11 protein-coding genes are annotated in these 15,689 nt (G+C 47.4%); all 11 read left to right on the plus strand.

Annotation, left to right across the window (positions count from 1 at the left end; genetic code table 11):
• The first annotated feature begins 12 nt into the window (after positions 1-12).
• The 11 genes from FOT55_RS01780 (at position 13) to FOT55_RS01830 (ending at position 15,617) form a co-directional block, all read left to right on the plus strand.
• Positions 13-1,344, plus strand: a complete 1,332-nt coding sequence (locus FOT55_RS01780; protein WP_025302176.1) for an HlyD family type I secretion periplasmic adaptor subunit — start codon at positions 13-15, stop codon at positions 1,342-1,344.
• A 2-nt stretch (positions 1,345-1,346) separates the two neighbouring features.
• Positions 1,347-2,723 carry a TolC family outer membrane protein gene (locus tag FOT55_RS01785; protein WP_147823011.1) on the plus strand — a complete coding sequence of 459 codons (1,377 nt, stop codon included), beginning with the start codon at positions 1,347-1,349 and terminating at the stop codon, positions 2,721-2,723.
• A gap of 274 nt (positions 2,724-2,997) precedes the next feature.
• Positions 2,998-4,422: a mannose-1-phosphate guanylyltransferase/mannose-6-phosphate isomerase gene (locus FOT55_RS01790; RefSeq protein ID WP_147823012.1), complete on the plus strand. Its 1,425-nt coding sequence runs from the start codon at positions 2,998-3,000 to the stop codon at positions 4,420-4,422.
• A gap of 12 nt (positions 4,423-4,434) precedes the next feature.
• Positions 4,435-5,808 (plus strand): phosphomannomutase CpsG, encoded by a 1,374-nt coding sequence (gene cpsG, locus FOT55_RS01795; protein WP_043142826.1) that lies wholly within the window; start codon positions 4,435-4,437, stop codon positions 5,806-5,808.
• A gap of 371 nt (positions 5,809-6,179) precedes the next feature.
• Positions 6,180-7,199: a UDP-glucose 4-epimerase GalE gene (galE, locus tag FOT55_RS01800; RefSeq protein WP_049205858.1), complete on the plus strand. Its 1,020-nt coding sequence runs from the start codon at positions 6,180-6,182 to the stop codon at positions 7,197-7,199.
• A gap of 371 nt (positions 7,200-7,570) precedes the next feature.
• Positions 7,571-8,104 (plus strand): dTDP-4-dehydrorhamnose 3,5-epimerase, encoded by a 534-nt coding sequence (gene rfbC / locus FOT55_RS01805; RefSeq protein WP_049205859.1) that lies wholly within the window; start codon positions 7,571-7,573, stop codon positions 8,102-8,104.
• Positions 8,104-8,964: a dTDP-4-dehydrorhamnose reductase gene (gene rfbD / locus FOT55_RS01810; RefSeq protein ID WP_049205861.1), complete on the plus strand. Its 861-nt coding sequence runs from the start codon at positions 8,104-8,106 to the stop codon at positions 8,962-8,964. Before rfbC ends, rfbD begins: the two co-directional genes overlap by 1 nt.
• Positions 8,965-9,130: 166 nt before the next feature.
• Positions 9,131-9,973 (plus strand): glycosyltransferase, encoded by an 843-nt coding sequence (locus tag FOT55_RS01815; RefSeq protein ID WP_072269816.1) that lies wholly within the window; start codon positions 9,131-9,133, stop codon positions 9,971-9,973.
• Between the two features lie 121 nt (positions 9,974-10,094).
• The gene (locus FOT55_RS01820; RefSeq protein WP_049205867.1) at positions 10,095-10,928 is read left to right on the plus strand and encodes an ABC transporter permease; all 834 of its coding nucleotides are present in this window, start codon (positions 10,095-10,097) and stop codon (positions 10,926-10,928) included.
• Positions 10,918-12,234 (plus strand): ABC transporter ATP-binding protein, encoded by a 1,317-nt coding sequence (locus tag FOT55_RS01825; protein ID WP_049205871.1) that lies wholly within the window; start codon positions 10,918-10,920, stop codon positions 12,232-12,234. Before FOT55_RS01820 ends, FOT55_RS01825 begins: the two co-directional genes overlap by 11 nt.
• 8 nt (positions 12,235-12,242) lie before the next feature.
• Complete coding sequence (locus FOT55_RS01830; protein ID WP_147823013.1) at positions 12,243-15,617, plus strand: GT99 family glycosyltransferase N-terminal domain-containing protein; 3,375 nt, start codon at positions 12,243-12,245, stop codon at positions 15,615-15,617.
• The last annotated feature ends 72 nt before the right edge of the window (positions 15,618-15,689 follow it).

Below are 15,689 nucleotides of genomic sequence, written 5' to 3' on the forward strand. Positions count from 1 at the left end.
AAAGGAGTTGGTATGTCGACGCACATTGGCGAGCCGCAAGACTCGTATATTGAAGAGATCCCACAGGATGAACGGCGGTTTACCCGGATGGGCTGGCTGGTGGTGGGAATTGGTCTGTTCGGATTTTTGGCTTGGGCAGCGTTTGCGCCCCTGGATAAAGGGGTGGCATCACCGGGATCGGTAACCGTTTCCGGCAACCGCAAAACGGTGCAGGCACCGGCCAGCGGCATCATCAAAAATATCGCGGTGAAAGAGGGCGACAAGGTGAAAGCCGGTGAAGTCCTGGTGCAGTTGAGCCAGGTGCAGGCACAGGCGCAGGTCGATTCCCTGCGCGACCAGTACTACACCACGCTGGCCACCGAAGGGCGTTTACTCGCCGAACGCGATGGTCTGAGTAGCGTCACTTTTTCTCCCATTTTTACCCAGATCAAGGATCAGCCGCGTGTGGCTGAAATTATCGCGTTGCAAACGCAGCTGTTCGCTTCCCGCCGCCAGGGGCTGCAAAGTGAAATTGACGGTTATAAGCAGTCGATGGACGGGATTCGTTTCCAATTGAAAGGCCTGCAGGATTCACGCGTCAACAAGCAGATCCAACTTTCCAGCCTGCGTGAACAGATGAACAGCATGAAGCAGCTGGCTGCGGACGGCTACCTGCCACGCAATCGCTATCTGGAAGTTCAGCGTCAGTTCGCCGAAGTGAATAGCAGCATCGATGAAACTGTCGGGCGGATTGGCCAATTGCAAAAGCAGCTGCAAGAATCTCAGCAGCGTATCGATCAACGTTTCGCCGACTATCAACGCGAGGTCAGAACGCAACTGGCACAAACCCAAATGGACGCCAGTGAGTTTCGCAATAAGCTGCAAATGGCCGATTTCGATCTGGGCAACACCGCCATCACCTCACCGGTGGACGGCACCGTGGTCGGATTGAATATCTTCACTCAGGGGGGCGTCGTGGGAGCGGGTGACCACCTGATGGACGTTGTACCCAGCCAGGCGACGCTGGTGGTGGATTCTCGCCTGAAAGTCGACCTGATCGATAAGGTGTACAACGGGTTGCCGGTGGATCTGATGTTTACCGCCTTCAACCAAAACAAAACCCCGAAAATTCCAGGAACGGTCACATTGGTTTCCGCCGACCGTCTGGTCGACAAAGCCAACGGTGAGCCTTACTACCAGATGCAGGTTACGGTCTCACCGGAGGGCATGAAGATGCTCAGTGGCGAGGACATCAAGCCGGGGATGCCGGTAGAGGTGTTCGTGAAAACGGGGTCGCGCTCACTGCTGAGCTATCTGTTTAAACCTATTTTGGATCGCGCTCATACTTCATTAACCGAGGAATAATTTTGATTCAATCAAAACGACAGGCTGCCGGTCTGGTTATCGGCACCCTTTTGTTTGCGATATCTGCGCCGGTTTATTCGATAGGGATTTTAGACGCATATTCGCTGGCATTAGAAAAGGACCCGACCTTCCGGGCGGCTATAAAAGAGAAAGAAGCGGGAGATGAGAACGAAAACATCGGCAGGGCGGGGCTGCTGCCGAAAGTGTCGTTGAACTATCAGAATTCGCCGCGCAATTGGCAGACGCAAAAATATCCGCAGAGCGACTTTTTCGGCAATGTTTCGGAGGTCACCCGGCGGCAACAATATCGCAGTTATTCCAGTTCGATCACGCTGACGCAGCCGCTGTTCGATTATGAAGCGTACGCGCGTTACAAAGCCGGCGTAGCGCAGACGATGATGTCGGACGAGCGCTATCGCAGTAAGTTGCTGGATCTTGCTGTTAGGGTGATTAACGCCTATGTCGAAGTGGCCTATTCCAAGGATCAAATCGCGTTGGCCGAAGCGCAAAAGGCGGCTTACAAGGAACAGTTGACCTTGAACGATCGCCTGATGAGCGCCGGTGAAGGCACCATTACCGACGTATCAGAAACCCAGGCGCGCTACAGCCTGGCCGAAGCGCAGATAATCGAAGCGCGCGATGCGCTGGACGCCGCGCAGCGCGAATTGGAAGTGATTATCGGCATACCGCTGAACCAACTGGATGAATTGCAGGTTTTGCGGCCGGGCAAGTTTAAGGTGGCGCCGCTGATCCCGTCCAAATTTGAAGAGTGGCAAAAGATCGCGCTGGAGAACAACCCGGTGCTAGCCGCCTCGCGTCATGGCGTGGATGCCGCTAAGTATGACGTCGAAAGGAATCGGGCGGGCTTTATGCCGCAGGTTCAGCTGTATGCTTCGCATTCGGAAAACGATTCCAGCAGCGATAACACGGTTAACCAGAAATACCGTACCGACAGTATCGGCGTGCAGGTCAGTATGCCTATTTATTCCGGCGGCGGCGTTTCGGCGTCGACCCGGCAGGCGGCGGCGCGCTATGGCCAGGCGATGTATGAAATGGATGCGCAGACGGGCACCACGCTCAACGATCTGCGCAAGCAGTACAATCTGTGCATCAGCAGCCGCGCCAAGGTGGCGGCCTATGAGCTGGCGGTACAGTCTGCCACCACACAGGTGACGGCGACCCGGCAAAGCGTGCTGGCCGGGCAACGTGTCAACGTTGACGTGCTCAACGCCGAACAGCAGCTCTATAGCGCTCAGCGCGATCTGGCCTCCGCCAAGTACGCCTACATCAAGTCCTGGATTACCTTGCTGAGCGACTCAGGGACGTTGGACGAGAAGGATGTGCTGCGCGTGGCGCAGTATTTTGCCCGCAGTCGTTAGCAATATATTCACTATGAGCATTAATCTGAAAGAGCAGCACGATGCTGCTCTTTTTTGCGTTAATACGTTATGTTATCGGCTGGTGGTTCCTTCTGTATTTATACTTGCCTGGTTTATTTCTATACATAATTTTCTGTTAAGGAACGGTAGGTTAGAGGGATACATGCTTTTCGCAAAGTGTAACTATTGGTTAATGATCGAACGAATTTTAGAATGATGCTGCTGACGTGCGGCGTCGTCCTTGTAAGAACGATGGCTGAGTAAAGGGTAGATAATGTCCAAACTAATTCCTGTGGTTATGGCCGGCGGTACTGGGAGTCGTCTGTGGCCGATGTCGCGAGAATCGTTTCCTAAACAGTTTTTATCTATTGATGACAGCGGGGTGAGCCTGCTGCAACAAACGTTACAGCGTTTGTCGGGTCTGACCGGTATCGAAGTTGCTGCTCCTCTGGTCATTTGCAACGAGGAACACCGTTTTTTGGTTGCCGAGCAATTGCGCGGAATTGGGCAATTAGCGACCAACATTATTTTAGAGCCCGTAGGGCGCAATACCGCGCCGGCAGTGGCGTTAGCCGCTCATCTTGCAGCGGAAGAAGACGAAGACAGCATGCTCTTGGTGCTGGCTGCAGACCATCTGATCACGAAAGTAGATAATTTCCACGCGGCGATTCAGACGGCAATCTCTTTTGCGGTCAACAACCAGCTGGTCACGTTTGGCATTATTCCGGAGCATCCGGAAACCGGGTACGGTTACATCAAACGCGGCAGTCACTTGTCTCATGATTGCTTTAAGGTTGATTCATTCGTGGAAAAACCACGTTTGGAGAAAGCGATAGAATACCTCGCCAGCGGTGAATATAGCTGGAACAGCGGTATGTTCATGTTCAAAACCGCCAAGTTTTTGCAAGAGTTGCAGCAGTTTAGCCCAGACATCTTTAACACAACCCAGCAGTCTGTGGTTAAAAGCCAACGCGACATGAACTTTATTCGGGTTGAACAAGCGATCTTCAAACACTGTCCGAGCGACTCCATCGACTATGCGGTGATGGAAAAAACGCGTGATGCTGTAGTGATTCCCATTGATGCTGGCTGGAGTGACGTTGGTTCTTGGTCCTCGCTGTGGGACGTTTCTAAGAAAGATCATTTGGGCAATGTCAATGTGGGCGACATTATCTCGATCGATTCCAATGACAACTACATTTCCTCTGAATCCGCGTTGGTGGCGACCATTGGGTTGGAAAACCTGATCGTGGTCAACACCAATGATGCCTTGCTGATCGCTCACAAGGACAAAGTGCAGGATGTGAAGAAAGTGGTTGATGAGCTTAAAAAGCGCAATCTTCATCATTTTCGCCAGCATTCCACCGCATATCGTCCCTGGGGCAAGATTTGCGACATCGACAGCGGCACGCACTTCCAGGTGAAGAGAATCATTGTCCGGCCAGGTGAAGGCTTGTCAGTACAACGCCATCTCCACCGTGCTGAACATTGGGTCGTCGTGAGTGGGACAGCAAGAGTTAACGTTGATGACCAAGAGTTCTTCTTGTCGGAAAATCAGTCTACCTTCATTCCTGCGGGCAGTGTCCATACGCTAGAAAACCCGGGAAAAATCGATTTGGAAATGATCGAGGTCAGGTCGGGGCACTATCTGGAAGAAGATGATATTGAGCGTTTGCAAGATCGCTATGGCAGAGTTTAATAGGGTTTGGTAATGCAAAAATTGACGTGTTTTAAAGCTTATGACATTCGGGGAAAGCTGGGCGAAGAGCTGAATGAGGACATCGCGTATCGTATTGGACGCGCCTATGGCGAGTTTTTAAAGCCCAAAAATATCGTGTTGGGCAGCGATGTGCGGTTAACCAGTGAAAGCCTGAAGTTGGCGCTGGCGAAGGGTTTACAGGATGCGGGTACTGATGTGATAGACATCGGTTTAACCGGTACCGAAGAAATCTATTTCGCCACAACCTATTTAAAAACTGATGGTGGCGTAGAAGTCACCGCCAGCCATAACCCTATTGATTACAACGGCATGAAGTTAGTGCGTGAGGGCTCTCGCCCGATTAGCGGTGATACCGGGTTACGGGCGATCCAAGAGCTGGCGGAGAAAAACCAGTTTCAGGCGCTAGCAGCGACAGCAACGCGCGGCAGCTACGTACGCCAGGACGTATTAGGGGCTTATGTAGAACACATTCTGTCCTATGTAGACGTGAAAAATTTCAAACCGTTGAAGCTAGTGATCAACTCGGGCAACGGTGCTGCGGGGCATGTGATCGATGCTATTGAAGCGCAACTGAAGGCGCGGGGTGTGCCGCTGGAGTTTATCAAGGTGCATCACCAGCCGGACGGCTCTTTCCCCAACGGCATTCCAAATCCACTGCTGCCTGAGTGTCGTGCGGATACCGCCGATGCGGTGCGAGAGCATGGCGCTGATATGGGCATTGCGTTCGACGGCGATTTTGATCGCTGCTTCCTGTTCGATGAAAAAGGCGATTTCATTGAGGGCTATTATATCGTCGGCTTGCTGGCGGAGGCCTTCTTGCAGAAACAGCCGGGCGCGAAGATAATCCACGATCCACGCCTGAGTTGGAACACCGTCGATGTGGTCACCGGTGCCGGGGGCGTACCCGTGATGTCGAAAACCGGTCATGCTTTCATTAAAGAACGCATGCGTGCGGAAGACGCCATTTATGGCGGCGAGATGAGTGCTCACCACTATTTCCGTGATTTTGCTTATTGTGACAGTGGCATGATCCCATGGCTGCTGGTCGCTGAGCTGGTCAGTGTGAAGGGACAAACTCTGGGGCAACTGGTACAGGATCGCATTGCCGCCTACCCGTCTTCCGGTGAGATCAATATCAAGCTGGCTCAGCCTGTCGTGTCAATCGAAAGCGTTAAACAACACTATTTACCGCATGCCGATGAGGTGGACTACACCGATGGCATCAGCATGGCGTTCGCAGGCTGGCGTTTCAATCTGCGTTCCTCCAATACGGAACCGGTTGTGCGTCTTAACGTCGAATCTCGTGCCGATGTTGCGCTGATGCAAGAGAAAACCGACGAGATTTTGGCGCTGTTGTCAAACTGAGTGCGACGCGTAAGGAACACACTGTAGAGCTGTCTTGAACAGCTCTTTTTTTTTGTAAGGCTTAAACTCCCCATGTTCTGTCTCACACACACTTGGGATGCTTCAGAAAGGCAGTGAGGTTTTCTCTTGATATAACCAAGAACGCGGCTAAATATTTTAGCCTCTTTGTAGGGAGCCAGGTCAAAGCCTCCTGGCAGGCCGATTGTTTACTTGCTGGCCAAAAACGAGTGTACCAAGGGAACTCTGGGGACATATGGATGGTCAATTATGATCGAAAAGGCGTGCGTGAGTCCAAGCTTCGTTTAAAATCAATTGATTGCTTAAAGAAGACAGTTCATCTTGAGCGCCAGGGGCGCGAGTAAGGAGTTTTTATGGCGGTTTTAGTCACCGGTGGGGCCGGTTATATCGGTTCTCACACTGTTCTGGCTTTGTTGGAACATGGCGAAGATGTCGTAGTGTTAGATAATTTATCGAACTCTTCCGATGAGTCTCTGCGTCGCGTTGAGAAACTCGCGGGCAGAAGTGCTCAATTCTACCAAGGCGATATCTTGGATGCTGAGTGTCTGCACCGTATCTTCGAGGCTCACGCCATTTCGGCCGTGATCCATTTTGCTGGGCTAAAGGCTGTCGGAGAGTCGACGCGCAAGCCGCTAGAGTATTATCAGAACAATGTCACTGGCACGTTGGTATTGTTGGAGGAAATGCGTCGTGCGGGTGTGCATAAGTTTATCTTCAGTTCTTCTGCCACGGTGTACGGTACTCCAGAGCAAGTTCCTTTGACTGAGACGTCACGCGTTGGCGGTACGACGAATCCTTACGGCACGTCGAAGTTGATGGTAGAACAAATTCTGCAAGATTTCGCTAAAGCAGAACCGCAATTCTCCATTACCGCCTTACGTTACTTCAACCCGGTCGGTGCGCACGAATCTGGCATGATCGGTGAAGATCCAAATGGTATTCCTAACAATCTGATGCCTTATATTGCTCAGGTGGCAATCGGAAAACTGGAGAAACTGTCAATTTTTGGTGACGACTATCCGACACAGGATGGCACGGGTGTCAGAGATTACATTCATGTCATGGATTTGGCTGAAGGTCATCTCAAGGCGATTGAACACATCGATGAACACCAAGGTTTTACGGTCTATAATCTGGGGACTGGGGTAGGGTATTCTGTGTTGGAGATGCTCCATGCTTTTGAAAAGGCTTCAGGTCGCAATGTAGCTTACCAAATTGTACCACGTCGAGAGGGCGACATTGCAGAATGCTGGTCCGCTCCAGAATTGGCGTTCAAAGAATTGGGATGGAAGGCTACCCGTGATTTGGATGCCATGATGCGTGATGCGTGGAATTGGCAGAAGAACAATCCTCGGGGTTATCGTCCCGGTTGATAGCGAAGTTCGTTAATGACAAAATATGGCATAATGTAAATTAATTGTAACCAACGAGGGCTCGATTGACCATTTCTATGTTGGTTGCAATTAAAATATGTTTAATAACAATGAGATATCATGATTCATCCTTCAATGAGCCACATAATTTTTGACTATTTTTTGTGGATGAGTGTCGGATATTTTGATTAATTGTGCTAATCTCCGATACCTTCGTCTACGGTGCGTTCATTGAGCTATCCAAAATTTATTCTCGTTTAGTTTCTGTTCGAAAACTGGGCGAGTGGGTAGTGATAGACTGCTGGGGATGCATGTTCAGGCGGCCATCCTTTGGGCCTCTGAGGTGAGCGTATTAGTTAGCAGGTTACCTAATGAAAGTGATTGAGACACCAGTCGCAGGTGTGAAGTTGATTGAGCCGAAAGTGTTCGGTGATCATCGTGGTTTTTTCGTCGAAACGTTTCAAAAAAACCGCTATCAAGAAATGTTAGATATTGATGTGGATTTTGTTCAGGACAACCATTCGCGTTCTTCTAAAGGAGTATTGCGTGGTTTGCATTTCCAGCGAATCAAACCCCAAGGCAAGCTAGTCCGAGTTGTACGTGGGGAGGTCTATGATGTTGTAGTGGATATCAGGGTCGATTCGCCGACGTACAAAAAATGGGTTGGTGTTCACTTGTCGGAAGATAACCACCACCAACTTTGGGTTCCGCCAGGTCTCGCACATGGTTTCTTAGTGATTTCAGACATTGCTGATTTCGAATACAAGTGCACAGAGTACTATGATCCTGCTAGCGAAGCATGCTTGCTTTGGAATGATCCTGAAATTGGCATTGATTGGCCAGTCGATCAGCCATTGCTATCGCCAAAGGATCTACAAGGTAAATTACTTAGAGAGCTTTTTTAATGCGTGTACTTTTGACAGGTTCTATGGGGCAACTGGGACGCTGTTTCAGCGATAGGTTTCCTACCGATTGGAGCCTGCTAGCACTGGACAGCAAGCAACTTGACATCTGTGATTCTGATGCGATTGAGCAAGCGGTGACGGAATTTGAGCCCGATGTTATCGTAAACGCCGCCGCTTATACTGCTGTTGATAAGGCTGAATCTGAACCAGATGTAGCTAAAGCAATCAATACCTACGGGCCTGGCTACCTGGCAGCAGCTGCTGCTGCACGAAATATTCCTTTTGTACACGTATCAACCGACTATGTTTTTGATGGCCGTTCGGAAGAACCCTACTGCGAAGATGCTCCCTGCTCGCCACAAAACATTTATGGTAAAACCAAGCTTGAAGGTGAGATTGCTGCGCTGAAGGCTAATCCAAAAACTATTGTAATAAGAACGGCTTGGGTGTTTAGCGAGTACGGCAATAATTTTGTTAAAACGATGTTGCGCGTCGGGTCACAAAGGGGTGAACTTGGCGTGGTAAGCGATCAGCAAGGCTGCCCGACTTATGCCGGTGATATCGCTGATGCCATAATATCCATGCTGCAAGAACCAGGTGAATACGGTGTCTATCACTTTTGTGGTGATTCAATGGTTTCTTGGTATGAGTTTGCGCAGATAATTTTCCAACAGGCTACTGAAAGTGGGCTATACCCACATCAGGTCATCGTGAATCCGATTACTACGCAAGAGTATCCTACACCTGCGTCCCGGCCTGTATACTCTGTTCTTAACACTGATAAGATCTGCGCGTTGAATCTTAAACCTAGCGCTTGGCGCCAGCAGTTACATGCTGTGATTCGCAAACTGTTGCAGTAGGTGGATCTTGGTTTGCATGGAATAAAAGGGGATAATTTTATCCCCTTTGATGTTTTTGTTTATTGGTGACGGTTTGCGTTCCAATAGACGAGTGATAATACATCAGCCATCACACTCTTGTAACTGATTGTTTTTAAATGATTATTGGTTAGGAACTTCATACGGCATGTTTTCAAAACAAAAACAATACCAAATTGTTGCTTCAATCGTATTGTATAACCATAGCTATGCCCAACTAGAAGACACGTTACTTTCTTTGCTTAGCGAAAAATGTGTTCAAAAAATAGTTTTGGTTGATAACGGTGGTTCTGAATGGGCTGCAAAACTAGATAATCATCGCATTAGTTATATTTGTGCGGAAGCCAATAACGGTTTTGGCTACGGCCATAATCTGGCAATGAAGCGTTATCTGAATGAATGTGAATATTTTTTGATTTGTAACCCAGATATCAGTTTTACCTCGGGGGCGCTCGAGAGTCTCTACAATTTTGCGCGGAACCAAAAACACCGCTTTGTTTCTCCTCGCATTCAATATAGCGATGGGCGATTCCAATACAGTTGCCGCTTACTGCCTACACCTGCCAATTTGTTTCTTCGGCGCTTTTTCCCTAAATGGGGAGCTAAGCTGGATGCCACTTATGAAATCCAGCGTGCTGATTACACTAAATCCTTCGCAGTTCCTTCAGTTTCTGGTTGTTTTATGCTGGTTGAATCCACGTTGTTAGCGAACTTGGGAGGATTTGATGAACGGTATTTTATGTATTTAGAAGATGTGGATTTGTGCCGCCGGGCTTTGTCAATGAGCGATATTGTCTACTTCCCTGGTGCTACTATCATCCATGTTTTTGGTAAAGGTTCTTATAAAAACCTTAATTTATTCATTTATCACATGAAATCAGTTGTCTTATATTTCAATAAATGGGGATGGTGGCACGATCCACAGAGATCCAAGGTGAATACTACCTGTTTGAAGACTATTCCCATGACTTCTCCTGAAATCAAGCGGTAACATGATTGAAGATGATGTCTATGTTTTATGAGTTCAATTACATCTAAGGTATTGATTATGTTTGTTATGACTGGATGCAATTTCGAAGCGCAAAATGTTGGTATGGCAGCGGGGTGGGGTAATGAGTAATCCTCATAAATCGCAACCTCTGTCACCCCTAGCTCTGATCCGTAACATTTGGGGGTTCAAATCGCTGATCTTGCAAATGACAAAACGTGAGGTTGTTGGGCGATACAAGGGTTCCACTATGGGACTGGCATGGTCGTTCCTCAATCCTTTGTTTATGTTGACGGTCTATACATTTGTTTTTTCGGTTGTTTTTAAAGCACGTTGGTCCGTCGGTGGCGATGAAAGCCGTACGCAGTTTGCTGTAATCCTCTTTGTTGGCATGATTGTGCATGGTTTTTTTGCCGAGGTGGTTAATCGGGCACCGCAAATTATCCTAGGGAATACCAACTATGTGAAGAAAGTGGTTTTCCCTTTGGAAACGTTGCCAGTGATTGGGTTATGCGCTGCGTTGTTCCATACCCTGATCAGCTTGGTTGTACTGCTATGTGCATTCTTTTTATTCAACGGTTTTCTGCACTGGACCGTCGTTTTTATACCGTTAGTTTTCTTGCCGCTGGTCGTTTTTTGCCTTGGATTGGCATGGATATTGGCATCCCTGGGTGTTTTTATACGCGATGTTGGTCAGACGACTGTCATTATCACAACGGTTATGATGTTTTTGTCACCAGTATTTTTCCCTATCACGTCGTTACCGGAAAAATATCGCATTTGGATAATGCTTAATCCCCTAACATTTATTATTGAGCAATCACGGAATGTCTTAATTTGGGGGCGTTTGCCTGAATGGCAAGGTTTAGCTGTTTACACCCTGGCGGCATCATTAGTTGCATGGTTCGGTTTTGTATTCTTCCAGAAAACCAGAAAGGGGTTTGCTGATGTCCTCTAATGAAATCGCGATCCAAGTGACTGCATTGAGCAAATGTTATCAAATTTATGATCGTCCACGAGATCGTTTAAAACAGTTTTTTGCTCCGAGGTTACAACGTGTAGTACGACGTGAGTCTCGCCGCTATTTCCGCGAGTTTTGGGCACTTCGCGATGTCTCATTCTCTATTAAGAAAGGTGAGACCGTAGGTATTATCGGACGAAATGGTGCAGGTAAGTCAACGTTATTACAGATGATATGCGGTACGCTGACTCCAACTCAGGGAGAAATACAAGTCAATGGCCGTATTGCGGCCCTACTTGAGTTAGGCGCAGGGTTCAATCCTGAGTTCACGGGGCGTGATAATGTCTATCTTAATGGCTCTGTTCTAGGTTTTTCCCGTGAACAGATCGATGAGCGTTTTCAGGAGATTACTGACTTCGCAGATATTGGCGAGTTTATCGATCAACCCGTTAAAACATACTCAAGCGGGATGTATATTCGTCTGGCTTTTGCTGTCCAAGCCTGTGTCGAACCTGAAATCCTTATCGTGGACGAGGCGTTAGCCGTAGGCGATATCGGTTTTCAATATAAATGCTATAAACGCATGGAGGCTCTTCGTGCTAAGGGGGTCACTATTATCATGGTGACCCACTCTACCGGTAGTATTCTGGAATACGCTGACCGTTGTTTGGTTATGAACAATGGGGAGTTAGTGGGCGACACCTATGACGTACTGGCTGCTGTTCTGGCTTATGAGAAAGGAATGCTGTTGTCGCAAGCAGTGAAACGAGAGAATACGGGCAAGATCTCCTCGTCTGTTGTGATGAATCAATCTGACTTGCAGGGTTTGCAACAGGGGCAGTTGAATACCGAAGTGGGAGAAAAGCGCTTTGGCAGTGCTCGAGCGATTATTCAAAATCTCGAAGTGATAAAATCGGATGGCACTTCACTCTCCGATAAGCCTTTGGTACGTTCTGGTGATGAACTGACCTTGGATTTTACTATCCTTGCTTCAGAAGAGATTCGAGATGTTGCCTTGGGAATCTCCATCTCTAAAGCGCAGGGGGGAGATATTTGGGGGGACAGCAACATTGGAGCCGGCAAACCTTTAATCCTCAAGGCTGGTGAGCAGCATGTGATTTATAAGGTTAAATTGCCAATTAACTCAGGAGATTACCTGGTTCATTGCGGCTTGGCATCGCTGCAAGGCGGCGAGCGAGAAGAGTTGGATCAACGCAGACCAATGATGAGATTGAAGTTTTGGTCCTCTCGTGAACTCGGGGGGGTTGTTTATGCCCCTATCAGTGTTTTAAGCGAGGAGTAATTAGAGCAATGATTGCTGTATTCTTACCGCCATATCCGTTTAGGGGAGTGAAAGCTCCCTATTTATGGATATTTTATCGCCTGCTTAACTCATTGCAGCAGCGTTCACTTTTTATCGCCGGTAATGATTACTTGTTGTCTCCGGAAGAGTGGCGCAAGTCAGAACGTTGGGAATTTGATGTACCTACAATGAATAATTTGGGTTACAGCATTCCGTCTGATGAGCTATTGGCCAGTCATGATTATTACCATTTGAGAGAGAGTGTATTTGAGAGTTTATTAGACTCTTCAAACTACAATCCGATGTTGGCGTTCAAGAAAATGCTGACCCAGCGAATCCCCGAGCTGGAAGCTGAGCTGCTAAACCATCTCCAAGGCTATGAGTCTGGAAAAATAGAGGGGATATTGTCAATTTGCAATTGCCCTTCTCTGGAGGCCGTTGCCGAGTCTTTATCTATTCCTGTCATGCACTTTGAAGTAGGGCCGTTGAGAATGCCCTCTTATTATAGTACAGGGTATTTGGATTTCTCAGGTGTTAACGGTCACACAGAGGCAGAGAAGCGCTATTTGGCGGTTCAGGAACAGTGCCAGGTCGATCTTTCCATAGAGGAGTTGCATCGTTACTTCCTGCGTGTGCCAAATACTCATGAGCAGCAGTGTGATGCCGATCTGGGGATCGCATTACAGGTTGAAGACGATTCAAATCTCGTTGCTTATGGTGAAGAATTCACTAATCTGACGTTGCTTTCCTATGCGCGTACACGTTTTCCAGAGAAAAAATTATTAATTCGCACTCATCCTGGTAGTCAGTTCCAGCTCAAGGAGGGTGAGTATGAGATCGACAGTTCACCGACCAGTTTGTCTTTCGTCCAGCGTTGTCGAGAGATTTTAACGATTAATTCTAGTGTGGGATTAGAAGGAATTTTCGCTGGTATACCAACGACAGTCGTTGGTGACAGTTCATATAAATATATAACCTTGGCAGACGATGAACAAGAAAGAACTAATCGTTTGGCATTTTATCTATTTTCATACTTAGTTCCATTCGAATTGATTTTCGATATTGATTATCTGCGATTCCGTTTATCTCGGCCAAGTGAACAGGCGATAGTCAGTCGCCATATTGAATATTATTCTACTGAGAAGGAAGGATTTTTAAAAATGCAGGGGTTGACTCTGGGTGAGTTGCTATCAAAACAGGTTAAGCAAGAAAATGAAAAGCAGGATGATATGCAACAAAAAATTCGTGTTGCTGAGCATCATCTGATGATCGATAACGAAGAAAAGCAGGCAATGATTTCTTCTATGCAAGAGCAATTGCTGTTGCTTCAGGAAACGCTTATACAACAGCGAGAGCAACAGCTGGTTACTCAGCAATTGTTGGAGAATGCGCAAAAAGAAGTTCTTCTTTTAAATAATAATTATGTTGAAGACGAACCTCTTAAATTAAAGGTTGAAACACTGAGTCAACAACTTAGTGAAAGTCAGTCCGACATGAACAATATGCGAAAAAGTCTGTCGTGGCGACTAACGGTACCTGTTCGTATGCTTGGTCGGGCCATTCGCGGTGAGTTTGGGGTAATCAGGGATATATCCAGACACTACATGCGACAGCGTAAAGGGACAAAATCGACCTCTTTGGTTGGGAAAGGTTGGCAAGCGTTTCGTGCAAGTCCGCATCCTTATAAGGCTTTGCTTCGCAAAACTAAAGTGGCAGGCAAACTATTGCTAACCGGCCGTTTCGCTGAGTTGCGTAGCAGTCTTCTACGTGTGGCGAAAAATACCGCTAATACGCCGATGCCGCTAGTTAATATAGATACCGACCATATTGTTATTCTCACTACTAGGCATACACTGTTTGTGGCCCATTTGCTTGAGAAAACGCTTGTAGAGGTGGGGCGCGGCGTTACCATAATTGAAGCATACTCAGCGCCGGCGGACAGTGGGCAACTGCATATTGTTATTTGCCCTCAAATTTTTGCTGAGCTGCCGCAAAACTTTGTTGCGTTCCAAATGGAACAATCTATTAACCCACGTTGGTTTACGCCAGAGTATTTTGCGATTCTCGAACGTGCAATGGCTATATTTGACTATTCCCTGACTAACATTAATTACTTATTAGAACATGGTATCCCTTATCAAAAATTGTTCTACCTCCCAATTGCTTCTTTTGCAGACTACAGCTCAAAATTGACCCAGAAAGGTCATAAGTTGAACGGCAATGAGGAGCAAATTGACGTTCTCTTCTATGGTGATACGAATTGTGAGCGTCGTCGTCATTATCTTGAACAATTGGGACAACGTTTTAATATTCATATTGCCTCTGGTGTATTCGGCGATGAGCTGACCCGGCTGGTGAAAAATGCCAAACTGGTTATTAACCTGCATTACTATGAGAATGCGTTGCTTGAGACCACACGTATTTACGAAGTGCTATCGTTGGGAACGCCAATTGTTAGTGAAGAAAGTGTGGATATCGCGGAGCATACGTCTCTCATTGATGTTATTGATTTTGCTCCTATTGGCGATATTGACGCAATGGCGAAAAAAATTGATCGTCTCTTGAACGATCAAGATTATCATGCTAGCCGTAAGAAAAATATTGCGTTGTTTACTCATAGCGACAACAACTTTGAAGGCTATTTCAAACGCTATCTTTTGGCGAATGATTTGATTGATTTCGAAACTTATAAAAATGGCGTTGATTTTATCCCTGCGATAGAGGCGGATATTCCAAAACTCTGCCTCTCACTGACGGAAACACCGGTGCGGAAGCAAGATTTCCTCAGTAAGCCTACCCATGGTTTCAAGGTCATTGAGGGGGTTAGACACCGTATTGGCTGGATCGGATGTGGCATGAGTTATAAATACATGCTGTCCGTGCTTGCCGATCGTAATACCGAAATGGCTATGATCTGCGAGGACGATGCGTTATTCCCTGACGACTTTGACATTAAACTTGAGAAGATTGTTGCTTATCTGGAACGCAGCAATTGGGATTGGCACATTTTCTCGGGCATTATTGCGCATTTGAATGAAGATACGGAGATTCTGGCTGTCGAGGAGGTCGATGGCATTGAGTATATTTATATCAATCGCATGACAAGCACGGTGATGAATATTTACTCACGTCGTGGGATAGAGGCAGTTAGCCACTGGGATGAACGTAACGTTGATGCTCAAACCAATACCATAGATCGCTATTTGGAGTCAGTGCCAAATCTGGTTGTGGTGACCACTCTACCTTTCCAGGTTGGGCATGCTGAGGATCAAACCTCCACGTTGTGGGGGTTCGTAAATACTCAATATCTGGATATGATCAGTGAAAGTGAGCGTTTATTGAAGGAAAAAGTAGACGCGTTCAAGGCGGCCCAGGTGCGGTGACTCAAGCCCCTCGTTTCGTACTGATTGACTGAACCGCAGACCACGGCACCTTAGGGTGCCGTGGTTTTTTGT

This window comes from Serratia bockelmannii, assembly GCF_008011855.1.
Lineage (GTDB): Bacteria > Pseudomonadota > Gammaproteobacteria > Enterobacterales > Enterobacteriaceae > Serratia > Serratia bockelmannii.